The organism is bacterium Scap17 (assembly GCA_013376735.1).
GTDB lineage: Bacteria > Pseudomonadota > Gammaproteobacteria > Pseudomonadales > Halomonadaceae > Cobetia.
Genome location: VINJ01000001.1, coordinates 3,300,769 through 3,326,514, shown reverse-complemented (window position 1 = coordinate 3,326,514; position 25,746 = coordinate 3,300,769). Strand labels below are relative to the sequence as shown.

The window sequence follows — 25,746 nt, the reverse complement described above, 5'->3', positions numbered from 1 at the left end:
TGGCGCCCGGCCCCCAGTCGCAAGATGACATGGAGTCATGCAGTGAATCAGTCGCCGGGTGAAAGATCCCCGATTTCAGGCACCGCTGCTGATCAGTCCTTTGCTGATCAGGGCATTGTCGCGTCGGACGTGGCCGCAAGCGGCAATCCCCCTGTCCGCTGGCCGCTGTGGCTGGGCATGGCGATCAGCATCCTGTGTCTGCTGGCCTCCATCGGCATCGGCGGCACCATCCTGCACAACCAGGTCAGCCTGGAAGACCGCACCCGCGACGATGCCGTCTGGTCGATCTACAAGCTGGATCGCGAGGCAGTCAGTCTCTCCTCCTCGATGGCGCGCTATCGCGTCGCCGAGCCAGCTGACCGTGCCAGTATCTGGAATGAGGTGCTGCAGAATTACGAACTGCTCTACAGCCGTACCTATATCTTCCGGCGAGGGGATTTCCAGCGCCATCTGATGACCCTGCCGGCCTTGCCGCTGCTGGCCGATGAGTTGATGAGCCAGATCGAGTATCTCGATCTGCGGCTGGAAAAGTGGCGACATGGCCCGGTGTTCGAGGGCGCGGGCCCGGTGCAGACGGCCCAGGCCGACGACGCTTCAGCAGGCAGTGACGCTTCAGCAGGCAATGGCGCTGCACAGCGCTCCCGGGTGCTGGGGCCCGAGGATCGCGAGGCGGCTGAGTTCCAGCAGTTGAGCGATGCGCTGGGCGATACCACCCAGACGCTGTTGTTGCGGGTACGTGCACGTCTGGCCGAGGAGCTGGCCCACGAGCGTCAGAGCCGCGACAGCCTGGTGCAGCTGATGTTGCTGCTGCTGGCGCTGATGCTGCTGGCCACCGTGATGGTCTGCCGTCAGATCTGGCTGCAGGCCCGCGGGCGTGAACAGGCCCGCCAGCAGATGTTGGCGATGTCGTCGGCTCTCAAGCACGAGGCGGCGCGGGCCGAACAGGCCAGTCGCGCCAAGTCCGAGTTTCTGGCCACCATGAGCCACGAGATTCGCACCCCGCTCAATGGCGTGATCGGCATGAGCGAACTGCTGCTGGCCGAACCGCTGCAGAGCAGTGCGCACCGCTATGCCAGCAGCCTGCGCGACAGTGGCGAAGTGCTGATGGGGCTGGTGGATGATGTTCTCGACTTCTCCAAGATCGAGGCCGGCAAGCTCAGCGTCGAGCGACGCCCCTTCGAACTGCACACGGCCATCGATGGCGTGATCGACCTGCTGCTGCCGCAGATGGACAGCACGCGCATCGTCTTCGATGACCGCCGTTCCGCCCAGCTGCCCGAGCAGGTCATGGGCGATTCTGTGCGCCTGCGTCAGGTGCTGCTCAATCTGCTCTCCAATGCCTTCAAGTTCACCGAGCAGGGGCGTGTCTGTCTGCTGGTCGAGGCATTGCCGGCGGGGCGCGTGCGTTTCGAGGTCGATGACACCGGCATCGGGGTCAGTGAAGAACAGGCCGCCCAGCTGTTCGAGCCCTTTACCCAGGGCGATGCTTCCACTGCGCGCCGCTTCGGCGGTACCGGGCTCGGGCTTTCGATCTCGCGACGGCTGGTCGAGCTGATGGGGGGGCGACTGGGCATCAGGCAACGCCCGGGCAAGGGCGCCTGTTTCTGGTTCGAGCTGCCGCTGCCACGCGCCGCGGCGCTCAAGCGACCGGCCCTCTCCTCCACGCCCCTGCCGATCAGCCGTGGCGAGCATGTTCTGGTGGTCGACGACAATCACATCAATCGCGAAGTGGCCCACTCCATGCTCAGTGGCCTGGGCTATACGGTGACGACGGTCGACAGTGGCGAGGCGGCGCTGGCGTGGTATGCACGCCAGCCCGATACGGTGCTGGTGCTGCTCGACCTGCGCATGCCGGGACTGGATGGCTTTGCGGTGGCGCGTCGTTGGCGCGCCATGGAGCACAGTGACAGGCGTGCGCCGAGTCTTATCGTCGCGATGACGGCCAATGTGGCGGCGGGGGAGCGTGCGCGTTGCCTCTCGGCGGGCATGAACGACTTCCTGTCCAAGCCGATCCGGCGTCAGCAGCTCGCCAGCATGCTGGCGCGCTGGCAGTCGGGCAGCCAGGACCTCGGCGAATGGCGCGTCAATGCCCTCGCCAGCACCCAGCCTTTCGACCCGATCAGCTATTCCCCTACCACTGAGCGACCGCCCCACTTCGAGGCGCCGCCGGAAACCGGTGAGGCTCTCGCGCGTGCGGCGTCACTGGTGGCATCACTCGATTCCCCCGCTGCGCGGCGTCGCATGATCCAGGAGGCTCAGGCGCGTGCCACTGAGGCCGAGGCTGAAGCTGAAACTGAGACTAAAGCAGGCAAGGTCAGTGAGTCGTCGGCGGCTGGCCCCATCGAGCGGCGTGAGCCTGAGGGCGAAGGCGAAAGCGAAGGCAAGAGCGAGGGCGAACGGGGAGGGGAAGATGGGGGAGACACGATCATGAACACAGGGGAGTCGTGGACATCTGGCGGGACAGCGGCGGAGCTTGCACAGGCCGTGACACCTGCGCTGCGGGACGAGCTGGATGCCGACAGTATCGCGGCCCTCGAGACGGCCTTCGAGGAGCAGCTCGAGCAGCAGTCCCAGCGCCTGTCGCGGGCGGTGGATCACATGGATCTGAAGCAGCTGCAGCATGAGGCCCATCTGCTCAAGGGCAGCGCCGCCACTCTGGATCACGACCTGCTACGCGACGCCGCTCTGCAGCTGGAGCTGCTGCTGGCATCCGACACGCCGCGCACCCGTATCGAGGCCGCGGTGGCGGCGCTGCTGGCCGAGATTCGCGATCACCGCAGCGCCGATCAGGCTGAGGGCGCCCGCTACCCTTGAGGCTGGAGATCGGCGAGCGCGGCAGCTCAGTGTTGGCGGCGGCGCAGCTCGCGCTCCACCAGCGTCACACCCGGCGTGGTCTTGCCCTGGATACCCTGCAACGCCAGCGTCAGCGTCGCATCGGCGATCTGCTGGTGACGCTGGGGCAGCGAATGGATCGGCAGGGGCAGAAAGTCGAGCAGGCGATCATCGCCGAAGCTGGCCATCGCCTTGGGCGGATTGGCCGGCGGCCCCTCGGCGAACAGCACATCGAGCACGCCATCCATCAGGGTGTAGGAGGCGGTGACGATGGCATCCGGCAGCGGTGAATGGCGGAGATGCTCGATCAGCGCCGCTGCACCGGCCTCGCGCTCGTAACGTGCGGCATGCAGGATGGTGGCCTCAAGCTCGCTGCTGCCGGTGTTTTGTTGATAGTGCGTCAGCGCCGCCTGCATGCCGCTGGCCCGCGCCCGCGAGATATCGATCTCCGGCAAGGCATCCAGCCATAGCAGTCGCTGCGGCGCGTGTTCCAGCACGGCCTCGGTCAGCTGGCGGGCGGCATCTTCGTTGTTGCTGACCACGCTGGCGAAGTGGCGCGTATCCAGTGCGCGATCGACACCGATGACCGGGAAGCCATCCAGCGCCAGTTCGCGGTAGAAGGGGTCATCGGGGGACAGGCAACTGGCGGTGATCAGCGCATCGACCCGCCGCGCCTTGAGCATGCGCGCCAGCTCGCGCTCGGTTTCCGGCTCATCGTCGGAGCAGACGATGAACAGCTGATAGTCGCGCTCACGTGCCCCGCGCTCCAGCAACTTGGCCAGGCGGGCGTAACTGGCGTTCTCCAGGTCCGGCAGCATGAAGCCCAGCGTGCGGCTCTCACCACGCCGCAGCGCGGCTGCCTGGGCATCGATCCGATAATGATGACGTTGTACCACCGCCATGACGCGCTCGACCGTCTGCGGGCTGATACGTCGTGCCTGTGCCTGCCCATTGACCACATAACTGGCGGTGGTGCGTGAAACGCCTGCAAGACGCGCGATTTCTGCCAGGGTCATGCCACTGTCCTTGCTGGAAAGGGGAACGGGATCTGCGTGCTCCATGTGCGAGGAATGATGCGCACTTGTGGGCTCCGGTGCAAATCCTCTCTGCGCCGGGCGCGTCTCGCTCGACGCCTCTCGAGCCCGCGCCACAGGCGGCTCTACGCCCAATGTCTAGTCACCAGAAGCACGTTTTCGGTTTGTGTTCGCTTGATCGGGCGCAAGAAAACGGCCAGCATGAGTCCTATTGAGGTGACACGATTCAGCACGCTCGTCATCACGCATGACGCGCTACCCTGTCGGAACTCGCTAAGTGACGTGTCGCGGCAGCTGAAAGACGCGTTTGCCGCGCACCGCCAACATCCAGGCTCCTCACCCCAAGGGAGCCTCAAGGAGCCAGCCATGCTCAGTCTTGATCGCGAGGACATCCTTCTCGCCGCCCATGCCAGCGATTGGCGCGATGCCTTGCAACAGGCCGCCGATGCCCTGGTCGCCGGTGGGCGCGCCACGCCCGACTATCGTGAGGGTCTGCTGGCGCGTGAAGCCCAGTCTTCCACCTACCTGGGGCAGGGGATCGCGATCCCCCACGGCACGCCGGACAGCCGCGAGGCCGTGCTGGCCACCGGAGTGCGTGTCCTGCAGTTCCCGCAGGGCGTGGAGTGGCACGACGGCAATCGCGTCTTCCTGCTGGTGACCATCGCGGCACAGTCCGATGAGCACCTCGACATCCTGCGCGCGCTGACGCGTGTGCTCGATCGCGACGGCGTCAGTGAGCGCCTGGCCGCGTCGACGACCGCCGAGGAAGTGCTGAGCGAGCTGGGGCGCGAGGTGGTACCGCCGCGGCTGGATGCCGAGACGCTGCTGTTCGGTTTCCCCGCGCGTGATCGTGACGAGCTGGTACTGGCGGGGGCCGCGCGCCTGCGCCAGGCCGGCTGTGTAAACGATGGTTTCATCTCGGCCATGCTCGCCGCCGAACCGGTGGCGTTGGGGCAGGGCGTGTGGCTGGCGCAATCGCAGCAGGATGTGTCCCGCTCGGCGCTGGCCATCGTCACGCCGGAGAAGGCACTGGAGACTCGCCACGGGCGCATCACTGCGCTGGCCTGTCTGGCAGTCGATGCCGGGCAGGGCCAGCATCAGCCGTTGCTGGAGCGCCTGCTGACGCTGTTGGAGGAGGGCGCAGGCGAAAGCCTGCCGGGCCTGTCGGCCAGTGCCTTGCTGGCGCGGCTGTCGGGGGAGTCTGCCACGGCGCAGCTGGCTCAGGTCGTGTTGCTCAACGCCCACGGCCTGCATGCGCGCCCGGCCAAGCAGCTGGTGCAGGCGGCGCGCGAGGCGGGAGAGCAGCATGGCGTCATTCCGGCGTTGCGACTGGAAGGCGATGACAGCGGTGTGGTCAGTGCCGCCAGTCTGACCAAGGTGCTGGGGCTGGGGGCACGCCGCGGCCAGACGTTGATCTTCAGCGCCTCCGGCGATGACTCGGTGGCCAACCAGGCGGCGCTGAGCATGATGGTGAGCGCGGTGCAGGCCGGTCTCGGCGAGGCGGTGGAGCCGCTGGCCGATTGGCGCGCCGACGCCGCCACGCCGCTTGCGGCCTGCGAGCAGCAAGCTACCCGCGACCCTCAGCAGGCCGCTCCTGCCGCCGACAGCGTGGTACCCGCGGTGGCCGCCTCACCGGGCATGGCCATCGCGCCGTGCTGGGTGATGCGCCTGCCGCGCTTCGTCTACGAGACGCGCAGCGATGCCGGCGCCGATCGTGAGGCCGAGCGCCTGGTGGCCAGTATCCAGACCGCTCGCGAGCAGCTGCTGGCGCTGGTCAATCGCGCCGAAGGCGCCGAGATGGCCGAGATTCTCTCGATGCACGAGGAGATGCTTGGCGATCCGGAGCTGTTTGCCGCGGCGCGCGAAAGCCTCGATGAAGGGCACAGCGCCGAAGCGGCCTGGTGGTCGGCCATCGACAGCGCCGCCAGTGCCCAGGAGAACCTCGCCGATCGCCTGTTGGCCGAACGCGCCGCCGACCTGCGCGATGTCGGCCGGCGTGTGCTCGGCGTGCTCACCGATACGCCGTTGCCCAGCGCCCCCGAGACACCGCATGTGCTGGTGACCGAGGATATCGGCCCGTCGGATGTGGCGCGCCTGGATACCACTCGCGTGCGCGGCCTGGTCACGGCGCTGGGCGGAGCGACCTCGCACAGCGCGATTCTGGCGCGCTCGCTGGGCATCCCGGCGGTGGTCGGGGCTGGCCCGAGCGTGCTGGCGATCGCCGATGGCAGCGAGCTGATCGTCGATGGTGAACGCGGCCGCGTCAGCGTGATGCCCTCGGCCAGTCGCCGCGCGCGTGCCGAAGAGGCGATCGCCGGGCATGAACACCGCCAGGCCGCTGCCTGGGAGTCGCGCATGGCGCCCGCCACAACCCTGGATGGCCATCATGTCGAGGTGGTTGCCAATCTGGGCAACACCGCCCATGCCGGCGACGCCGTCGAGCGCGGTGCCGAGGGTGTCGGCCTGCTGCGTACCGAATTCGTGTTCATGGCGCACCCGCAGGCGCCGGACCTCGCCACCCAGACCGCCCAGTACGGCGAGGCGCTGGATGCGCTCGAGGGACGGCCGCTGGTGGCACGCACGCTGGACGTCGGCGGCGACAAGCCGCTGCCGTACTGGCCGCTGCCGCGTGAGGACAACCCCTTCCTCGGCCTGCGCGGCATTCGCCTAGCCCTGACGCGCCCGGAAGTGCTCGAGACCCAGGTGCGGGCGCTGCTGGCGGCCGCCGGTGCGCGGCCGATTCGCCTGATGTTCCCGATGGTCAAGGACCTGGCCGAATTGCGTGGCGCGCGTGCCATCGTCGATCGCGTGCGTGCCGAGCTGGACGCCGCCTATGAGGCCGAACATGGCCAGCCGCCGGTGCGCGACGTGCAGGTCGGTGTGATGATCGAGGTCCCCTCGGCGGCGCTGACGGCGGCCAGCATCGCGCCGGAAGTCGACTTCTTCTCGGTGGGCACCAATGACCTGACCCAGTACACCCTGGCGATCGATCGTGGCCATGCGACCCTCTCGGCGCAGGCCGATGGCCTGCATCCGGCGGTGTTGCGCCTGATCGAGATGACCGTCAGTGCCGCCCACGCCCACGGTGCCTGGGTCGGCGTCTGCGGTGAGCTGGCCAGTGATGACCAGGCGGTCGGCGTGCTGGTCGGGCTGGGCGTGGATGAGCTGTCGGTGTCCAGTCGCCAGATCCCGCTGGTCAAGGCGCGGGTGCGTGAGCTGGACCTGGCCACGGCGCGTGAGCAGGCGCGGGTCGCGTTGGCCCAGCCGACCTCGGAAGACGTGCGCAGTGCTCTGGAAGCGCTGCTCGAGCAGGGCGAGCCTTCGGTTGCCGAGGCCACGTCAGGCGCTGCAGCCAGTGATGTGGGCAGTGATGCGGTCAGTCATGCGAACAGTAATGGACACAGCCCGCGGGAGTCAGTGTGATGAGTGACAACACGACGCGTCAGGCCGCCGACTGCCCGGTATTGTGCGTGACGCTCAATCCGGCGCTGGACATGACCATCGGCCTCGACAGCCTGGTGCCGGGCAAGGTCAACCGGGCGCGCAGCCAGCATCTCGAGGCGGCGGGCAAGGGCATCAACGTCGCCCGGGTGCTGGCGACGCTGGGCCATCCCGTGACGCTGAGCGGCTTTCTGGGCGCCGACAACCAGGCCGATTTCGAGGCCGCCTTCGCCGAATGGGGGCTGAGTGACGCCTTCGAGCGCGTCGCGGGCGCGACCCGCATCAACGTCAAGCTCGGTGAGGCCAGTGGTCGTGTCACCGATATCAACGGCGCGGGCATGCAGGTCGATGAGGCCGCCTTCACGCGGCTCGAGGCGCGCATCGATGACTGGATCGCTCGTCAGCAGGCCGAGGGTAGCCACGAGCGCTGTGCCGTCGTCATCGCCGGCAGCCTGCCGCCGGGTGTCAGCAGCGAGCAGCTGGCAAGCCTGGTGCAGCGGGTGCGTGCCCGCCGCATTGCCTGCTGGCTGGATACCAGCGGCACGGCACTCGAAGCCGGTCTGGCGGTGCCGCCCAGCGGCGTGAAGCCCAACGAACAGGAACTGGCACTGTGGGCGGGCGAGCCGCTGGAGAGCGACGCGGCCCGTCAGCGCGCGCTGGCGAGTCTGGTCGAGCACGGCATCGAGCAGGCGCTGATCTCTGCCGGCCCGGAAGGCGTGCTGTGGGCAAGCCCCGGCGCCGAGACACTGCGTGCACGTCCGCCGCGCATGCGAGTGGTCAGTACCGTATGTGCCGGTGATACCCTGCTGGCCGCCATGCTGCATGGGGTGCTCTGCCATCCAACACCTACGGCGGCCATGCGTGAACAAATTCTGCGTCATGCCACGGCGCTTTCCGCCGAGGCCGTGACCCACCCGGGGCCGGGCAATCCCGCCGCCCCGGAGCTTGAAACCCTCCAACAACACACCAGCATCGAGACATTGGCCAGCGCCGAGGTCGCGACAGCCGGAGAGCCACGCCCATGAATGTCATCATCGTTACCGCCTGCCCGAGCGGCATGGCGACCAGCTTCCTGGCGGCACGCCGCCTGGAGCAGGCCGCCCGTCGTCGCGACTGGGAGCCCCTCATCGACATGCGCTCGCAATTCGAGCGTGAACTCGTGCTGAGCGATGCCCAGCTCGCCGCCGCCGAGCTGGTAATCGTCGCGGCGTCGCCAATCACCAGCGCCGGTCTCGAGCGTTTCGTCGGCAAGCGCGTGCATGTCGCGCCTATTGAAGAGGCGCTGCCGGACCCCGCCGCCTTCCTGGCCAATGCCGATTCCCGTGCCCGCGTGCTGGAAGCCAAGGACATCGCCGACGTGGCTGCGACTGTCGGCACGATGTCCAGCACGACGGCCAGCGGCGCAGCAAGTGCAGCTGGTGGAGACGTGACGCACAAACCGTCCATCGTCGCGGTCACCGCCTGCCCGACCGGCGTGGCGCATACCTTCATGGCCGCCGAGGCCCTGAGCGAGGCAGGACGCGCGCTGGGTTACCCGACGCGGGTCGAGACCCAGGGCTCGGTGGGCGCGCAGGATGCGCTGACCGAGCAGGAGATCGCCGCGGCCGAGGTGGTGATCCTGGCCTGTGATATCGAGGTCGACCCGACACGCTTCGCCGGCAAGCGCATCTGGCGTACCTCCACCGGCACCGCGCTCAAGAAGCCGCGCGATACCATCGAGCAGGCGCTGGAAGGCGCCGAGGTGGAATCCGCCACCGCCGCGGGCGGTCAGGGCGGCCAGCAGAAGGGCGAGAAGCGCGGCCCCTACAAGCATCTGCTGACCGGCGTGTCCTTCATGCTGCCGATGGTGGTGGCGGGCGGCCTGATGATTGCGCTGTCCTTCGTGTTCGGCATCAAGGCCTTCGAGGAAGAAGGCACCCTGGCGGCGGCGCTGATGCAGATCGGCGGTGGCTCGGCCTTCAAGCTGATGATTCCGGTGCTGGCGGGCTATATCGCCTACTCAATCGCCGACCGCCCGGGCATCACGCCGGGCATGATCGGCGGCTGGCTGGCCGCCACCCTGGACGCCGGCTTCCTCGGCGGCATCATCGCCGGCTTCCTGGCGGGCTACAGCGCGCTGGGGCTGAGCCGTTTCGTCAAGCTGCCGCAGTCGATCGAATCGCTCAAGCCGATCCTGATCATCCCGCTGGTGGCGAGCATGGTCACTGGCCTGGTGATGATCTACGTGGTCGGTACGCCGGTGGCGGGGCTGATGGCGACGCTGACCGAATTCCTCGAGTCCATGGGCTCGGCCAATGCCGTGCTGCTGGGCATTCTGCTCGGTGCGATGATGTGCTTCGATCTCGGTGGCCCGGTCAACAAGGCCGCCTATGCCTTCGGTGTCGGCCTGCTGGCCAGCGAGACCTATGCGCCGATGGCGGCCATCATGGCCGCTGGCATGGTGCCGGCGCTGGGCATGGGGCTGGCCAGTTTCATCGCGCGTAGCAAGTTCGCCGAGCCGGAGCGTGAGGCGGGCAAGGCCAGCTTCATTCTCGGCCTGTGCTTCATCTCCGAGGGTGCGATTCCGTTCGCCGCCAAGGACCCGCTGCGCGTGATTCCGGCTTGCATGGTCGGTGGTGCCGTTACCGGCGCACTGTCGATGTTGATAGGGGCCAAGCTGCTGGCGCCGCACGGCGGGCTGTTCGTGCTGCTGATTCCCAATGCCATCAACGTGCCGCTGATGTACCTGGGCGCCATCGTCGCCGGCACCCTGGTGACAGGTATCGGCTATGCGCTGATCAAGAAGGGCGCCCAGCAGGTCGAGACCGCAGCCGCGACCTGAGCCGCTGGCAGTCAGGTAAGGATGCAAGCCGCAAACGCACAAGGCAAGACGCAAAAAGCCCCCGCCGGTCTCCCGGCGGGGGCTTTTGCATTGCAGGCCGAGCGCAGGCGCTCAGCGACGGCTCAGTCCAGTTCGGACTTGCCGATCACGCCCGGCATCGCCGGCGCTTCATTGACCGTATCGTGGCGCACGAAGGCCAGATGCTGCTGGTAGGCGGTGACGACTTCGTCGAGCACTTGGGCACGCGACAGGCCGTTGAGCTCCTGGCCGCTGCCACCTTCGGAGAGGTGGACCTCAAGACGCAGGTAGTAGTCATCATTGGCGTCGATGAAGCTCGGCGTCTGCTGGCGCACCGCACGCACCTGGTAGACGAAGTTGGAGGCATCCTCGAACTCGACTTCCAGCGTCACGCGGGGCAGCGGCTCATCTTCCAGCGTCTCTTCGGTGACGCTGGAGACCTGACCGCGACGATTGAGCTCCTCGGCCAGCTGGTTGAGGGCCGGGCGGATGGAGCGCTTGAGGGTCGCCTCGGAACTGCCGCTCTGGGCGAAGTCGAGCACGTGGTCCAGACGCTCATGCCAGTCGACACCTTCGTAGACGTAGCGGTTGTCCTGACGCACGCTCTCCTTGCGATCTTCGATCATCAGCGCCTTGTACATGCCGATCATCATGAAGATCAGCACGATGGAGAAGGGCACGGCGGTGATCACCACGGCGCTCTGCAGCGCGCTCAGTCCCCCGACCATCAACAGCGCCAGCGTCAGCAGGCCGATGATGGCGGACCAGAAGACGCGCAGCCAGATCGGTGCGTCGTGATTCACGTCCTTGAGGATGGAGGTGAAGTTGGCCAGCACCAGGGCGCCGGAGTCGGCGGAGGTCACGAAGAACACGATACCCAGAATCGCCACCACGGCGGTGGTGATGGTGGAGTAGGGCAGCTGCTCCAGGAAGGTGTAGATGGTGTTCTGTGGTGCATTCAGGGCTTCGGTGGCGAGTGCCGCGACGTCCTGATTGGCGACCATGTCGATGGCGGAATTACCGAACACACTCATCCACACCATCATGAAGCTCAGCGGAATCAGCAGTGCGCCGAACACGAACTCGCGGATGGTACGGCCACGCGAGATGCGTGCGAGGAACAGGCCGACGAACGGGGTCCAGGCGATCCACCAGCCCCAGAAGAACAGCGTCCAGCCGCTCATCCACTCATCGGTACCCGGCGTGTAGGCGTAGGTATCGAAGCTCTTGGCGGTGAACTGGGTGATGTAGTCACCGATGTTGAGCACCAGGGCGTTGAGCAGCTGTGAGGTATCGCTGACCGCGAGCACGAAGATCAGCAGCGCGGTGGCCAGCAGCATGTTGAACTCGGACAGCATGCGGATGCCTTTCTCGACACCGGTGATCACGGAAATGGTCGCCAGCACCATCACGCCGAGGATCAGCGCGGCCTGGACGGCGAGGTTCTCGGGCACGCCGAGCATGAACTTGAGGCCGTAGTTGAGCTGGATGACGCCGATGCCCAGCGAGGTGGCGATGCCGAACACGGTGGAGATGATCGCGAAGATGTCCACGGTGTTGCCGATCGGGCCATTGATGCGGTTGCCGAGCAGCGGGTAGAAGGCCGAGCGGATCGCCAGCGGCAGGCGGTGACGATAGCTGAAGTAGGCCAGTGACATGCCGGCGAGCACGTAGATGCCCCAGCCGGAGAGGCCCCAGTGGAAGAAGGTTTCCACCATGGCGTTGCGGATTGCCGCTTGGGTCTCTGGGTCACCGGTCACCGGTGCCACGTAGTGGGACAGCGGTTCGGCGATGCAGTAGAACAGGATATCGATGCCGATACCGGCCGCGAACAGCATCGCCGACCAGGACAGCAGCGAGAACTCCGGGCGTGAATCATCCGGCCCGAGGCGAATGCGGCCGAAGCGCGAGCATGCGATCAGTACCCCGAAGACCAGATAGGCGACGATGGCCAGCATGTAGAACCAGCCGAAGGTATCGATGGTCCAGCCCAGGGCGCTGCCGATCCAGGCGTCGGCCTGTTCGGTGAACAGCATCGCGAAGGCCAGGAAAGCGAGGATACCGATGATCGATCCGTAGAAGACCGTCGGGTTGATACGACTCGAGGACGGCGTGGCGTTCTCGGCGGAAGCAGGTTTCTGCATGAGCAACTCCTTATCAGGGGAAGTTTCACTCGTGCGTGGTGCTTAGCTGCCCGTCAGCCGCAGGAAGTACGGGTGGCGAGCAGGAAAAGACGGACACGAACGGCACGGGCCGTGCTCAGCTCACGCACGGGGCGGAGCTTGCAGCAGCGGCAGTGTCGACTGCCGTGGCGATGCGATTGCAGGGGCATCGCTGGGCAGCAAGCAAGAAATGCCGGTGGGCAATTCATGAGAGACGCCGGGCGCGTGCACCGCGGTGCTGCGGTCCTTTCCCTACAGGCCAGCATGGCCGCAGAAGAACGATGGCGGGTCGAGCGCAGGGGAGCGCTGTGCCTTCATCGTGCTGCTCTCATCACTTCGAACGTCTACTCGGCGTCCCTGGACGTCACCCGCCTTCTCGCGAAGGGCGGGTGACTCCGGTGTCTACTCGCGAGTCCGTGGCGGTCGCCATCACCTGTTCCCTTGAAGTTGCCGGGATGGCAGGCGTCAGTCTCGTCGGCATCTACCGGGTCCGCTTTCCTGTGACGGTTGCAGGCATCCCGTCTTGCTGCCACCGGTCGAGATCGGCAGCGGAGGGGAGCTCAGCAGTCAGGAAAACGCGACTCACATCATCACGCCGTGTAATGCTCAAAGCGTTGCAGAATTATTTTAATTGATTGTTCAATAAAAATATAACCCCCCTTTGGGGAAAAAGGCAGTGCAACTGTCGCTTTCGTTTATCCTCGCGTCGCGGTCAGATCGCCGCGAGACCCGATGGCAGAGCCTCTCAGGCGCGGTGTCGTGCTCTGGAAAATCGCTGTCGGTAAAAGGACACAACGACGCCGCCCCGACCACAGAATCGTGGCCGGGGCGGCGAAAGTGACGTCAGCAGGGCAGTTGAATGGCTGTGTCCGGGACGCGATCGTTCGGGGCGCGACCGTCCGGGATGCGATCGCTCGGTTCTTAGCTCGCCGGAGCGTCGATCAGCCGGCGTTCAGCTGCTCGGGTGATGGCCTGACTCAGGCATCTTCAGACTGGTCGGCGTCATGCATCGGGCCGCGCTGCATGTCGCCGCCCTTCATGCCGCCATGATGCTTGCCAGCGTGATGGCGCATGCCATTTGCCATGAAAGCTTCCAGCGCATCGAGCTGCTCGGCGGACAGCACATCGGCGAGTTTCTCGCGGCCTTCCTCACGCAGCTCCAGGCGCTGCTCCTTCATTTCCTTGCGCATTTCCTGGCGGGCGGCGACACGCTCCTGCCTGGTGTCGGCGTCCTGCATGACATCACGCATGTCGTCGTGCATCTCTTTCATGCTGTCATGCATCTCGTCGCGCATTTCCTTGCGGACTTCCTTGAGCGCCTGCATCTGGTCATCGCTCAGGTTCCAGCTGGCCAGCAGCGCCTTCATGCCTTCGCGCTGCTGACGGTCGGCCATCTTCGGACCGCGCTTGTCACGCTGGTGCATCAGGTCCAGCACCTTGATCTGCTCGTCATCCAGCACCTTGGCTAGACGATCATGCTGGGTCTTGCGCAGTTCCTCGAAGGCGGCCTTGCGCGCTTCACGTGAGTCGAAGTCCTTCTTCTTGAGTGACTCCATGTCGTCGCGCATGGACTTGAAGGAGTCCTTGAGGGCGCTGCGCTGGTCATCATCCAGGTCCCAGCTGTCGAACAGGGCACCCATCAGCTGCATGCGCTGCTTGCCGTCCTCGGCCATGTGCTGACGGCCACGCTCACCGGCCATGTGCTTGCCGCCACGCTCACCGCCATGCTCGTCGGCATGCTTGCCTTCGCCGTGACCTTTGCCGTCATGCTTGTCCATGTGCTTGCCGTGCATCGGCTTGCCGGCAGCCCAATAGGCTTCGAGCACCTTGACCTGATTCTCGTCGAGAATCTCAGCCAGGGCGGCCTTGTGTTCTTCACGCTGTGCCTGGATGGCGTCGCGGCGCGCTTCGCGGGAGTCGAACTTCTGCTCCTTGAGCTGCTTGCGGCTTTCCCTCTGCTGTTGCTTGAGTGCGTCGAGCTGTTGCTGCTGTTCATCGCTGAGATGCCAGCTGGCGAGAATCCTGTCGAGGCCTTCCTTGCGGTCGGCGCCGTCATGGTGCTTGTCGTTGCTTGAGGCCATGGCGGTCATCGGCAGCGCCAGGGCGGTCAGCAGACCGGAAACGATGAGCTTGCGAGAAATGCGGTTCATGGCGTACTCCGAGTGTCTAGGTAAAGGGCCGGAATCAAGCGATAAGAGCATTATCAGCAGTGAATGTGCCGGCATTGTGCAAGGTTTCATGGGGTTGCGTGCAACGCGCTTCGGCGGAACATGCAACGGCTTGCTGCGTGGTCTTTGTGCAGCGTGATCTTGTGGTCTGAATCCTTTAGAGACAGCCCCCTGTGGAGACTGAGTCCCTGATCAAGGTGATGGTGCCAGGGTTCAACCCGTGGCGCTCAGACGCGCTGGCCGTCAGCCGCTGTGGTGGCGCTTCTTCGCCACCTTGGCGTTCGCCTGGGCCTTCGCCGGATAGTGGCGGTCGAACTGCTGGTGGAAGCGTTGGGTCTGATGGCCGTTCAGGATGCGATCGACATTGGCCAGGTAGGCCGCGCGCGCCTTGGCAAGCGCCTTGGCGTCGTGATGGCTCTCTGCGGCCTGACGTTGCTGGAGATAATGCCGATATTGCTGGTCGAGGGTGGCACGCTGACTGACGTTCAGGCTGATGCCATCCAGCAGCACGTTCAGCGAGACATCGGCGGCGCTGGCACTGGTCACGCTCAGCGGTGATGCCATCAGCATGACGCTCAGTATGCCGGCACCGATCAGGCGAGTGCGGGAAAGAGCACGACGGGCAGGACTGTGGGACATGACGAATACCTCACTTGTGGCGTAGACCCGCGCTTGAGCAGCAGTAAATGGCTTTCGCTTGGGCAGTGATGACAGTATCCGTCGCAGTTGGACAGCAAGTTCGCACCGTGGGTGCAACAAAAACGCAACCGCCGTCTGTGGTCACAGACGGCGGTTGTCATGTTTCTGAAAGGTTTCGGTGCCTGCGTGAGGCGGGGGTCAGTCCAGCACGTCAGGCTCGAACTTGTAGCCGACCCCATAGATGGAGCGAATCACGTCGCGCTCCGGCCAGACATTGGCGATCTTGCGACGCAGCTTCTTGACGTGGGAATCCACCGTGCGCTCGGAGACGATGCGGTGGTCGCGGTACATGTGGTCCATCAGCTGATCGCGGGAGAAGATGCGCCCCGGCGACTGCATCATCACCTTGAGCAGCTGGAACTCGACGGCGGTCAGGCCCAGGTCACTGCCATCGGCCAGTGCCTGCCAGCCTTCCTCATTGAGCACCAGCTGGCCCTTGTCGGAGGTCTGCGAGAGGGTCTGATCGAGCGCCTGGCTGCGACGTAGCACGGCCTTGATGCGCGCCACCACCTCACGCGGGCTGAAGGGTTTGCAGATATAGTCATCGGCGCCCAGTTCCAGCCCCAGCAGGCGGTCCACTTCCTCGACCCGCGCGGTCAGCATCACGATGGGCAGCAGGTTGTCCTCGGCCCGCAGCTGGCGGCACAGGGTCAGGCCGTCGGTACCCGGCAGCATGAGGTCCAGCAATACCAGGGCGGGTGTCTCGTCATTGACCGCCGCGATGACGGCGTTGCCGTCGTCGACATGCCGGGTGCGATATCCGCTGCCGTCCAGATAATCGCACAGCAAGCTGGCGATCTTGGGCTCGTCTTCCACCACCAGAATCAGCGGTTTCTGGGTCTCGGCCCGGGCGTCAGGGGTGTCGGCGTAAACGTCGCTCATGGTCAAGAGTCCTTGCAGAGGAAAATGTCTGTTTCAAGTAGACAGTAGAGGCAGGCGAATGTCCCATCGCAGTCCGCCCAGCGATGACTGCCCCGGTACCAGCTCGCCATCATGGGCACTGACCAGCGCGCTGGCGATCGATAGGCCCAGGCCTGAACCCCCGCTGGAGCGATTGCGCGAGTTCTCGACCCGATACAGGCGCTCGGTGAGGTGGGCGAGCTCGGCTTCTGGCACGCCGGGGCTCGAGTCTTCCCAGCGCACGACCGCCCAGCCGGGGTGACCGGCGCCATCCCCGGGTGAGGCAGCCTCGCGCAGCAGGCTGACCTTCAAGTTGCCGGGCGAGTCGGTGTAGGCGCGGGTGTTGCTGGCCAGGTTACTCCACAGCTGATGCAGGCGCTGCATGTCGCCCTGCACGCGCAGTGGCAGCTGGATGTCGGTCTCCAGCTGGATGCCGCTGTCTTCCAGCCAGCCGCGCAGGTCGTCCAGGCTATCGCTGAGCTGGGCATCCAGCTCCAGCGGCTCTCGCCAGGCTTCCAGTGTGCCGGCGTCGCTCTGGGCCAGCAGGCGCAGATCCGACACCAGGCGGTTTAGGGCATCCACCTCCTGCTCCAGCGAGCCGAGGCTGTCCTGGCTCATCGGGCGGATACCGTCCTGCATGGCCTCTATCTCGCCCTTTAGCACCGCCAGCGGCGTGCGCAGCTCATGGGAGATATCACTCACCCAGCGCTGGCGCGAATCGCGGTTGGTCTCCAGCGTCTGCGCCAGCGCATTGAAGTCGCCGGCCAGCCGCGACAGCTCATCTCGCCCACGCACCGGCAGGCGGGTGGCATAGTCGCCACTCGACAGACGGCTGGCGCCACTGGCGAGGTCACGCACCCGATGGCCCAGCCACCAGGCGATCCCGGCCGCTGCCAGCAGCGAGGCGAAGGTGGAGGACAGGATGATGGTCGCCAGATTGCGCGATTGACGCTCCAGATACTGGTCCTTGCCGCGGCGCAGGAATTCACTCACCGGCAGGTAGCCCAGCTCGCCGATCTTCTCGCCGTCCAGTATCAGGTCCTTGAACTGCATGCCGGGGATGGGGCGCGGCGGCCCATTGAGGCGCTGGCCGCGGGTATCGCGCAGCATGTAGTCCTGGGGGCGATTCATGTTGGCGCCCGGCGGCAGATCGAATCTGTCCGGCGGCGCCTGGGAGTGCACGATGCGTCCCCAGTTGCGCCGGCTCTTCATCCAGTCCCAGTTGCCTTCCGCGGCGTAGGCGCTGACCAGATCGGACGAGATCAGCTCGATGCGCTCCTGCTGGGTCTGCTCCAGATACTCCGCGAACCCTTTGTCCATGCTGTGGGAGATGAACATGTAGATGCTGCCGCCGATCACGACATTGGTCAGCAGCAGGATCACGAACAGCCTCACGGACAGCCGTGAGCGCCAGGCGGTGACGGCGGGCATCATGATGGTTGTTCCTCCTGACGCGGGGTGCGGGGCGGCAGCCCCAGCAGGCGGCGCAGGTTGTGCTGCAGGTCTTCCAGCAACAGGTAGAGCGAGGGCACCAGAATCAGCAGGATCACCGTCGCGAACAGGATGCCGAAGCCGATGGAGACCGCCATCGGGATCATGAAGCGCGCCTGGCGCGAGGTCTCGAAGATCATCGGCGCCAGGCCGAAGAAGGTGGTCAGCGTCGTCAGCAGGATGGGGCGCAGACGCCGCGTGGCCGCCATGATGATCGCCTCACGCGCGGTGGCACCGGCCAGACGCTGGCGATTGGCGTAGTCGATCAGCACCAGGGCGTCGTTGATGACGATGCCCGACAGCGCCAGCATGCCCATCAGGCTGATCACCGACAGACCATAGCCCATCAGCTGATGGCCGATGACTGCGCCGATCAGGCCGAAGGGAATCGCCGTCATCACCAGCAGCGGTTGCAGATAGCTTCTGAACGGCAGCGCCAGCAGTAGATAGAGGGCTGCCAGCGTCAGCAGCAACGACACCTGCAGTGACCCCAGGTTGTCGGCGGTCTCTTCCTGACGCCCGCCATAACCGATGCTCAGGCTCGGATACTGGCGCTTCAGCTGGGGATAGACGTCGCTTTCCAGGCTGGTGATCACCTGACTGACCGCGTCGGACGGGGTGACGTTGGCGGTGACCTCGATCACGCGGCGCCCGTTGATGCGCAGGATGCTGGACGCGGCGCGTCCCTGCTCGATATCGGCCACCAGCCCCAGCGGCACGCTGACACCATTGCCGGTCTGTACGCCGAAGTTCTCCAGCTGGGCGAGGCTCGCGCGCTGGTCTTCGGGCAGCAGCACCTTGACCTCGACCTCATTGCGGCCCTGCTGCTGCTTGAGGGCGGTCGCGCCGGACAGCGGCCCGCGCAGCTGGTTGGCCAGGGTGGCGCCATCCAGTCCCAGCGAGCGACCGTAGGCATTTAGCTGCAGATAGAGCTCGCGCTTGCCGTCATCCAGGCCGCTGTCGATGTCCGACAGCGAGCTGTAATCCTCAAGCAACGTCGCCAGCGACTCGGCGGCGGCCATCAGCGCGCCGCTGTCAGACGAGGAGAGGCGGATGGTGAGGCCCGCGCCGCGTCCCGGCCCGCCGATATCGGATTCGAACAGCAGCGACTCGGTATTGGCGATGGTGCCGGCTTCCTCACGCCAGGCCGTGATCAGCTGCGAGGGCGACCAGTTGTCCTCTACCGTGGTGTCCAGATTGGCGATGATGCTCAGCGAGTTGCCTTCGATCTCGGCGCTGGTGGAGTAGATCGCGGGGGCGTCGTCGCGTTCACGAACCCGCTCCAGCGCGTCCAGCAGCAGGGTGCGTACCTCGCGGTCCTGGCTGATCGGGCTGCCCACCGGCAGGTTGGCGGTGACGCCGGCACGGTTGGACTCGACACGCGGCATCAGCGAGAAGCCGAGGCGGCCACTGGCCATCCAGGCCATCGCCAGCACCAGCAGCGCCAGACCGCAGACGGCGGTCAGGCCACGATAGTTCAGGCACCCTTCGAGGAAGGGCTGGAAGCGGCGACGCGTGAAACGCTCCAGTCCGTGCTGGACGCCATGGCGCAAGCGGTCCAGCGGTGCCAGCCAGCGTATCGGTTTCTCGCTGGTGTGACCCAGGTGCGCGGGCAGGATGAAGATTGCTTCGATCCAGCTCAGCGCGAAGATGCTGATCACCACCAGCGGGATGATGCCGAATACCAGCCCGAGGAAGCCGGGCAGGAACAGCAGCGGAATGAAGGCCACGATGTTGGACAGGATCGAGAATGCCAGCGGCACCGCGATCTCGCGCGCGCCGAGAATGGCGGCTTCGCGCATGCTGGCGCCGCGCTCGCGGTGCGAGTGGATGTTCTCGCCGACGATGATGGCGTCATCGACCACGATGCCCAGCGCGATGATGAAGGCGAACATCGAGATCATGTTGATGGACACGCCGACCAGCGGCAGGAACAGCATCGCACCGAGGAAGGCAGTGGGGATGCCCAGCGTGACCCAGAAGGCGAGACGCGCCTCGAGGAACAGCCCCAATAGCACCAGTACCAGTACCAGCCCCATCCAGGCATTCTTGAGCAGCAGCTCCAGGCGGTCCTGATAGATCAGCGAGTCATCGTCCTCGACGCTCAGCGTCAGCCCGCGCGGCAGGCTGGCGGTCAATTGCGGCAGCATCGCCATGGTCGCGGCGGACAGCTCGTTGGGCGTCTGGGAGCCGACCTGATAGATATCGAGACCAATCGCCGGTTCGCCGTCGTAGAGCACTTCCTTGTCGCTGTCAGCGAAGCCGTCGGTGACGGTGGCGATATCGCCCAGACGCACGACATTGCCTTCCTGGCTGGAGATCACCGGCAGCTGCGCGAACTCGGCGGCACCGTCACGACGTGCCTCATAGCGCACCAGGTATTCGCCCTGCTGGGTATCGAGACTGCCCCCGGCCAGGTTGAGCGCCTGATTGCCGATCAGGCCGGCGATATCCTGATGCGAGAGGCCATAGCGGCGCAGCGCGCCTTCCTCCAGCGCGACATGCACCTCGCGGTCACGGATGCCGGTCAGCTCCACCTTGGTGATGTCATCGCTGTCCAGCAGGCTCAGGCGCAGACGCTCGGCGACATTGCGCAGGGTCTGGTCATCGGTCTGGCCATGCAGCTTGAGCTCCATCACGCTGCGCGAGCGGCCCGCCAGCGAGTAGACGGGCGGGTCGGATTCATCGGGCAGGGTGGTGATGCTGTCGATGGCCTGCTGGATGTCCTGATAGGCGCGCATGGTCTCGACGCCGTCCTGCAGCTCGATGGACAGCGAGCCAAGGCCTTCCTCGGCGGTGGCGGTGATCTCCTCGATGCCCTCCACGTCCTGTACCGCGGACTCCATTGCCTGCAACAGGCTCTCGGAGACCTCATCCGGCGTGGCGCCGGAATAGCTGACGCTGACGTTGATGATCTCGAGCTCGAAGGAGGGGAATACCTCCTTCTTGATCTGACTGGACATCAGCAGGCCGCCGAGAATCAGACACAGCATCAGCAGGTTGGCGGCGACGCCGTGATCGTGCATCCAGCGGATGGGGCCCTTGAGGCGCGACTGTGCCGTCATGAGTCACTTCCGGTGGTCGTGGCGTTCTTGTCGGCAGCGGCGGTGTTCTGGTCGGCAGCGGCGGTGCTCTTGTCGACAGTCGCCGTGTCCTTCTCAACTGTCGCGGTGCTCTTGTCGCCAGCCGTCGTCCTGTCGTCAGCCGCCTTGGCATCCGTCGCCCGGGCGGTCGGCGTCGGCGCATCGCCGCGGGCGCGCAGTGCCATGCCGGCTTCGACGCTGCTCAGGGAGCTTGTGATGACGCGCTCGCCGTCCACCAGACCGTCGGCGACCAGCAGGGTGTCATTGCCCAGATGGCGCACGCCTACCGAGCGCTTCTCGAGGTGCCCGTCCTGCGTCAGCACCCAGACCTGCTGGCCGCTGCGCAGCGCACTGATCGGCAGTTCGATCAGCGAGGCGGTGCGCTGGGGCGTCAGGGTCGCCTCGACCACATCGCCGATGCGCAGTGCCGGGGTGCTGGCGCGCGCCTGGTCGGAGACATTGAGCGCCAGCGGGTCTTCCACCGCCACCATCACCTGGGTCAGCAGGCCGTTGTCTTCCAGCGACGGCAGCACGCTCCACACTTCGCCACGGCGATGCTGGCCATCCGGCCAGGCCTTGCTCGAGAGCAGTACCGGCGTGCCCTGGCCATCACGGGCGTGGGTCGAGAGCCACTCCATGTCGGCCTGCGGCAAATTCAGGCGCACCCAGAAGCGGTCGGTGGCCACCAGCGTCAACAGGTCGGTGAAGGCGTTGAGATCGCTGCCTTCGCCGACCAGACGCTCGCTGATCAGGCCGTCGTAGGGGGCGCGAATCTCGGTGCGGGCCAGATTGAGCTTGGCCTGATCGCGGCTGGCGCGGGCGCTTTCCACGGCGGCCTGGGCCGACTTGAGCTGAGGCTCGCGCAGGACCAGTGCCTTCTGGGCCGCCGGCAGATTGCGACCGAAGGTCTTGTATTCCGAGGCGGCGCGGATCTGCTCGCCCTTTTCAGAGGCGAGGCTGGCTTCTGCCGTGGCGAGATCTGCCTCGGCCTGACGCAGTGCCAGCTGATAATCCAGTTGATCGAGACTGGCCAGCAGCTGGTTCTTGCGAACCTCGCGGCCGACCTCGATGCCTTCGGGGAAGGGCGCCAGCTGGCCGCTGACGCGCGTGGAGACCGTGGTCTGACGATCGGCGATCACGCGACCGAAGCCCTCAAGCGTCGGGGCGTTGGCAGCGTGGCTGACCGTCACTACCTCGACCGTGGGGGCAGGCGCCTCGCTGGGGGCACGCTTCGGCGCACCGGGGCGATGATTCATCCACCAGGCGGCCAGCGCGATCGCCAGGGCGAGAATGATCAGCGCCAGCAGGCGCATCCAGATCAGGCGCCGCGAGGAGGGTGCGGGGCGGCCGTCAGGGGCGGGCGACGCGGAAGACGAGGCTGGCGTCTCAGGGCTATGGTCCATGCGGACTCCGAACGAAAAGTGACTGGCCTGATGCGCAGCCGTCTTCTGGCCAGTCGCTTTGGCGTCGGTCAGAGCGGGCGATGGATCATGGCCATGAAAGGCAGACGAATGGGTGGATGATCGCATGATGCCATTCAGGCGCAATGCCAAAATGGGAAATAGCGTGCAACAGACGCAATCTGCCATTGCGTGATTGGCGCCCCACAAAAAAGCTGCCACACGAAGTGGCAGCTTTTCACGAGTGCGCCTGGCTGGCGGCGGCTGCTGACGGGATGAACCCTCATGTCAGCCTGGCTGAACCGCGCGGGCAGGCCAGATTCACTCGTTGAACTAGTTGAACTGGATGAACGGGATAACCTAGATGAACAGGCCGATCAGCAGTGCCATGCAGACGCCGATCACGCCGATCAGGGTCTCCATCACCGTCCAGCTCTTGAGTGTTTCCTTCTCGGTGAGGCCGAAGTAGCGGCTGACCAGCCAGAAGCCGGAGTCATTGACGTGACTGAGCACGGTGGCGCCACTGGCGATGGCGATCACCACCAGCCCCAGTACCGGGCCGGACAGCGCCAGCGTATCGATCACCGGCGCCATCAGGCCGGCGGCGGTGATCATCGCCACGGTGGCCGAGCCCTGGATGACACGCACGGCGGTGGCGATCAGGAAGGCAAGCAGGATAGGCGGCAGGTTGCTGTCGGCCATCAGGTTGCCGAGCACGTCACCGACCCCGGAATCGATCAGCATCTGCTTGAAGACGCCGCCCGCCCCGGTGACCAGGATGATGATGCCGGCGGGTTCGAGCGCCTTGGTGGCGACTTCCATCACCTGTTCGCGCGTCATGCCACGCCGTGTACCCAGCAGGGTGAAGGCCATCAGGGTGGCCAGACTCAGCGCCACGAACGGGTGACCGAGGAAGCCCAGCCAGCCGACCAGCGGACTGTCGTCACCGAACAGGAAGCCCGAGACGGTATTGAGCACGATCAGCGCCAGCGGCAGCAGCACGATGGACAGGATCAGACCGAAGCCCGGGGCGCGCTGATTGACCTCTTCATCGCTCATCACACCGCCGGTATTTTCCATGTAATCCGGGATCCTGGCGTCGATGCGCGCCGCGATGAAGCGACCGAAGATCGGCCCCGCGACGATCATCGCCGGCAGGCCACACAGCGCCCCGAACAGGATGACGTAGCCGAGATCGGCACCGATCAGCTTGGCGACCGCGATCGGCCCCGGGGTCGGCGGAATGAAGGAGTGCGTCACGGCAAGGCCGGCCAGCAGCGGGATGCCGTAATAGAGCAGCGAGCGGCCGCTGCGGCGTGCCAACGCGTAGACCAGCGGCACCAGGATGATGAAGGCGACATCCAGGAACACCGGAATCGCGACCAGAAAGCCGGTCAGCGCCAACGCCCATTGCGAGCGTGAGGTGCCGAATCGCCCCAGCAGGGTGTTGGCCATGCGATCGACACCGCCGGACACTTCCAGCATCTTGCCGAACATCGCGCCGAGTCCGACCACGGTGGCAACGAAGCCCAGGGTGTTGCCCATGCCGTTGGTGACGGAATCGATGATGGCGTCGGGCTGCATGCCGGTGGCCAGCCCGACCCCCAGACTCACCACCAGCAGGGCAACGAAGGCATGCAGGCGCAGGCGCATGACGAGGTAAAGCAGCAGCAGAATGCCGCCGAGGGCGGCAAGGACGAGGGTGCTATCTGGGGACATGATGGCGAACTCTTGCGGCTGGCAACGGCGTGATCATCGGCCATTGCCCAAAGGCGTATTGTGTGAGGCGTCGTGGGTCGTGCAGGATGAAAGTTACCGGTAACATTCACACTTACGCAATGATCCGAAAGGTGCATGAGGGGCAAAAGTCTGTCGCGTCTGGCAGCTGGCTGTCCGCCAGCGGGCAGTCGCTCAGTGCGCGACAGCCGTCCCGAGGCGCCTGACAAGGGATTAATCGGCAACATCGGCTACGCTGGTGGGCCATCGTTTTCATTCAGGGGGAGAGGGTTTTCATGCAGCAGCAGGCAGAAGGAGCATCAGCGGTCGCGTCGATGCCGACCAGGTCAGAGGCTCTGGCCGCTCAGGGTGGCGTGCGTCTGGTGGTCATGGGGGTGTCGGGCTGTGGCAAGTCACACGTCGGGCAGCAGCTGGCGGCGTGCCTGGGCGCGCAGTTCATCGATGGCGACGATTATCACGGTGAGGCCAACGTGGCCAAGATGGCGCGCGGCATTCCGCTGGATGACGATGATCGCCACGGCTGGCTGGCCCGTCTGACGGAGCTGATCGAGGCGGCGCGTCGCGACGGGCGCAGTCTGGTACTGGCCTGCTCGTCCTTGAAGCGACGCTATCGGGATCAACTGCGTGGCGGGGACCCCGCGTTGGGCTTCGTGTTCCTCGAAGGCACGCGCGAGCTGCTGCTGGAACGCCTCGAGGCGCGGACCGATCATTTCTTCAAGGGCGCTGACATGCTCGACAATCAGCTGGCGACGCTCGAGGTGCCCGGCGACGATGAAGGGCGCATCCACACCCTCGACATCAGCGCCACACCGCAGGCGCTGGTCGAGAGTGTCTGTCAGCAAGTCCTCGACGCGCCATAGCGCTAGTCGCTCGCCGGACGTCTCACGGCGACAGGTTGCTGCCGCGTATCACGACGAGAGGCTGCCACCTTTCTGCAGGCTGAAGCCCAGGTCTTCCCACAGGCCGTGGGGCGTGGCGTCGAGATCACCGCTCAAGCGCGCCAGCAGCAGGGCGGCGGCGCGCTCGCCGATCTCGCGGCGTGGCGTGACCACGCTGGCCAGCGGCGGCCAGGTGCCGCGGGTCATCTCCAGGCCGTTGAAGCCGGCCAGCGCCAGCTGGTCGGGCACCGACAGGCCGCGGCGCTGACACTCGAACAGCCCGCCGGCCGCCAGGTCGTCATTGCAGCAGAACACGGCCTGGGTCTCGGGCCAGCGGGTCAGCATCTCATCGAGCAGCTCGCCGCCCAGGCGCACGCTGGAGGGCGCATCGGTGGTCAACAGCGCCTGCTGCGACAGGCCGGCGGCCTCCAGCGCGGCTCGCCAGCCGCCCAGGCGCTGTTCGACGCGGCGGTCCATGCGCGCGCCAAGAAAGCCGATATGACGATGGCCCAGGGCGATCATGGCCTCGGTCATCGCACGGCCGGCGGCGTGCTGGTCCAGTCCCACCGCCATGTCGAGCGGCGTCTCGCGCTTCTCCATGCACTCCACCACCGCACAGCCTGAGCGCGCGATCATCTCGCGGGTACGCGGGCTATGGCGACTGCCGCACAGCACCAGCCCGTCGATGCCGAAGGAGAGCCAGGTCTCGATCAGGCGCTCCTCTTCCTGCATCGAATAGCCGGTATGGCCGATCAGCAGCTGATAGCCCGCGGCGGCCAGCGGGGCTTCCAGGCCGCGATGCAGCTCCGAGAACACGGCGTTGGAGAGCGAAGGAATCAGCAGCGCGATCAGCCGCGAGTGGCCGCTGGCGAGGCTGCCGGCCTGACGGTTGGGCATGTAACCCAGCTCGCGAGCGCACTCGGTGACGCGTTCGCGCATCGCGGCGGACACCTTCTCGGGCTGATTGAGCGCGCGCGACACCGTGACCTTGGTGACGCCCAGTCGGGCGGCGATATCGGCCAGGGTGACGCGCTTGAGGCGGGAAGCTTTGTGTGGCTGAGAGGGCATGGACATTCAAGCGG

At 65.8% G+C, this 25,746-nt stretch carries 15 protein-coding genes; 5 read left to right on the top strand and 10 right to left on the bottom strand.

Translation table 11 applies throughout. From position 1 onward, the window contains the following. The first annotated feature begins 42 nt into the window (after positions 1-42). A complete protein-coding gene (locus tag FLM52_14075; GenBank protein NVN56894.1) occupies positions 43-2,814 on the top strand; it encodes a response regulator in 2,772 nt (923 codons plus the stop codon). A 26-nt stretch (positions 2,815-2,840) separates the two neighbouring features. On the opposite strand, the gene cra is transcribed toward FLM52_14075, so the two are convergent. Further along, on the bottom strand, positions 2,841-3,848 hold the full coding sequence (gene cra, locus FLM52_14070) for a catabolite repressor/activator (protein NVN56893.1): 1,008 nt from the start codon (positions 3,846-3,848) through the stop codon (positions 2,841-2,843). A 384-nt stretch (positions 3,849-4,232) separates the two neighbouring features. Between cra and ptsP the strand changes: the two genes are divergently transcribed. Genes ptsP through FLM52_14055 form a run of 3 tightly spaced genes read left to right on the top strand, consistent with a single transcriptional unit; the run spans position 4,233 to position 10,128 of the window. Continuing rightward, positions 4,233-7,289 carry a phosphoenolpyruvate--protein phosphotransferase gene (gene ptsP, locus FLM52_14065; protein ID NVN56892.1) on the top strand — a complete coding sequence of 1,019 codons (3,057 nt, stop codon included), beginning with the start codon at positions 4,233-4,235 and terminating at the stop codon, positions 7,287-7,289. Then, a complete protein-coding gene (locus FLM52_14060) occupies positions 7,289-8,332 on the top strand; it encodes a 1-phosphofructokinase family hexose kinase (GenBank protein ID NVN56891.1) in 1,044 nt (347 codons plus the stop codon). The genes ptsP and FLM52_14060 overlap by 1 nt, the downstream gene beginning before the upstream one ends. Continuing rightward, positions 8,329-10,128 carry a PTS fructose-like transporter subunit IIB gene (locus FLM52_14055; GenBank protein ID NVN56890.1) on the top strand — a complete coding sequence of 600 codons (1,800 nt, stop codon included), beginning with the start codon at positions 8,329-8,331 and terminating at the stop codon, positions 10,126-10,128. The genes FLM52_14060 and FLM52_14055 overlap by 4 nt, the downstream gene beginning before the upstream one ends. A 122-nt stretch (positions 10,129-10,250) precedes the next feature. Here FLM52_14055 and FLM52_14050 read toward each other — a convergent pair whose 3' ends face one another. From FLM52_14050 to FLM52_14015, 8 genes are all read right to left on the bottom strand, one after another. Then, positions 10,251-12,290: a BCCT family transporter gene (locus tag FLM52_14050; protein NVN56889.1), complete on the bottom strand. Its 2,040-nt coding sequence runs from the start codon at positions 12,288-12,290 to the stop codon at positions 10,251-10,253. 995 nt (positions 12,291-13,285) lie between these two features. Next, complete coding sequence (locus tag FLM52_14045) at positions 13,286-14,458, bottom strand: hypothetical protein (GenBank protein NVN56888.1); 1,173 nt, start codon at positions 14,456-14,458, stop codon at positions 13,286-13,288. A 261-nt stretch (positions 14,459-14,719) separates the two neighbouring features. After that, the gene (locus FLM52_14040; protein NVN56887.1) at positions 14,720-15,115 is read right to left on the bottom strand and encodes a hypothetical protein; all 396 of its coding nucleotides are present in this window, start codon (positions 15,113-15,115) and stop codon (positions 14,720-14,722) included. Between the two features lie 198 nt (positions 15,116-15,313). Continuing rightward, the gene (locus tag FLM52_14035) at positions 15,314-16,057 is read right to left on the bottom strand and encodes a response regulator (protein ID NVN56886.1); all 744 of its coding nucleotides are present in this window, start codon (positions 16,055-16,057) and stop codon (positions 15,314-15,316) included. 33 nt (positions 16,058-16,090) lie between these two features. Further along, entirely contained in the window at positions 16,091-17,509 is a 1,419-nt protein-coding gene (locus FLM52_14030) for a HAMP domain-containing protein (protein ID NVN56885.1), read from the bottom strand. Further along, the gene (locus tag FLM52_14025) at positions 17,506-20,592 is read right to left on the bottom strand and encodes an efflux RND transporter permease subunit (protein ID NVN56884.1); all 3,087 of its coding nucleotides are present in this window, start codon (positions 20,590-20,592) and stop codon (positions 17,506-17,508) included. The genes FLM52_14030 and FLM52_14025 overlap by 4 nt, the downstream gene beginning before the upstream one ends. A gap of 35 nt (positions 20,593-20,627) precedes the next feature. Next, entirely contained in the window at positions 20,628-22,238 is a 1,611-nt protein-coding gene (locus tag FLM52_14020) for an efflux RND transporter periplasmic adaptor subunit (protein ID NVN56883.1), read from the bottom strand. Between the two features lie 171 nt (positions 22,239-22,409). Continuing rightward, positions 22,410-23,768 (bottom strand): gluconate transporter, encoded by a 1,359-nt coding sequence (locus FLM52_14015; protein ID NVN56882.1) that lies wholly within the window; start codon positions 23,766-23,768, stop codon positions 22,410-22,412. Between the two features lie 332 nt (positions 23,769-24,100). Between FLM52_14015 and FLM52_14010 the strand changes: the two genes are divergently transcribed. Beyond that, positions 24,101-24,646 (top strand): gluconokinase, encoded by a 546-nt coding sequence (locus FLM52_14010; protein NVN56881.1) that lies wholly within the window; start codon positions 24,101-24,103, stop codon positions 24,644-24,646. A gap of 48 nt (positions 24,647-24,694) precedes the next feature. Here FLM52_14010 and FLM52_14005 read toward each other — a convergent pair whose 3' ends face one another. Further along, the gene (locus tag FLM52_14005) at positions 24,695-25,732 is read right to left on the bottom strand and encodes a LacI family DNA-binding transcriptional regulator (GenBank protein ID NVN56880.1); all 1,038 of its coding nucleotides are present in this window, start codon (positions 25,730-25,732) and stop codon (positions 24,695-24,697) included. Positions 25,733-25,746: the final 14 nt, after the last annotated feature.

What these genes read in the sequence shown, in the direction of transcription:
- cra (NVN56893.1), bottom strand. Translation starts at nt 3,848, where the DNA reads ATGACCCTGGCAGAAATCGCGCGTCTTGCAGGCGTTTCACGCACCACC.
- ptsP (NVN56892.1), top strand. Translation starts at nt 4,233, where the DNA reads ATGCTCAGTCTTGATCGCGAGGACATCCTTCTCGCCGCCCATGCCAGC.
- FLM52_14060 (NVN56891.1), top strand. Translation starts at nt 7,289, where the DNA reads ATGAGTGACAACACGACGCGTCAGGCCGCCGACTGCCCGGTATTGTGC.
- FLM52_14055 (NVN56890.1), top strand. Translation starts at nt 8,329, where the DNA reads ATGAATGTCATCATCGTTACCGCCTGCCCGAGCGGCATGGCGACCAGC.
- FLM52_14050 (NVN56889.1), bottom strand. Translation starts at nt 12,290, where the DNA reads ATGCAGAAACCTGCTTCCGCCGAGAACGCCACGCCGTCCTCGAGTCGT.
- FLM52_14045 (NVN56888.1), bottom strand. Translation starts at nt 14,458, where the DNA reads ATGAACCGCATTTCTCGCAAGCTCATCGTTTCCGGTCTGCTGACCGCC.
- FLM52_14040 (NVN56887.1), bottom strand. Translation starts at nt 15,115, where the DNA reads ATGTCCCACAGTCCTGCCCGTCGTGCTCTTTCCCGCACTCGCCTGATC.
- FLM52_14035 (NVN56886.1), bottom strand. Translation starts at nt 16,057, where the DNA reads ATGAGCGACGTTTACGCCGACACCCCTGACGCCCGGGCCGAGACCCAG.
- FLM52_14030 (NVN56885.1), bottom strand. Translation starts at nt 17,509, where the DNA reads ATGATGCCCGCCGTCACCGCCTGGCGCTCACGGCTGTCCGTGAGGCTG.
- FLM52_14025 (NVN56884.1), bottom strand. Translation starts at nt 20,592, where the DNA reads ATGCACGATCACGGCGTCGCCGCCAACCTGCTGATGCTGTGTCTGATT.
- FLM52_14020 (NVN56883.1), bottom strand. Translation starts at nt 22,238, where the DNA reads ATGGCAGATTGCGTCTGTTGCACGCTATTTCCCATTTTGGCATTGCGC.
- FLM52_14015 (NVN56882.1), bottom strand. Translation starts at nt 23,768, where the DNA reads ATGTCCCCAGATAGCACCCTCGTCCTTGCCGCCCTCGGCGGCATTCTG.
- FLM52_14010 (NVN56881.1), top strand. Translation starts at nt 24,101, where the DNA reads ATGCCGACCAGGTCAGAGGCTCTGGCCGCTCAGGGTGGCGTGCGTCTG.
- FLM52_14005 (NVN56880.1), bottom strand. Translation starts at nt 25,732, where the DNA reads ATGCCCTCTCAGCCACACAAAGCTTCCCGCCTCAAGCGCGTCACCCTG.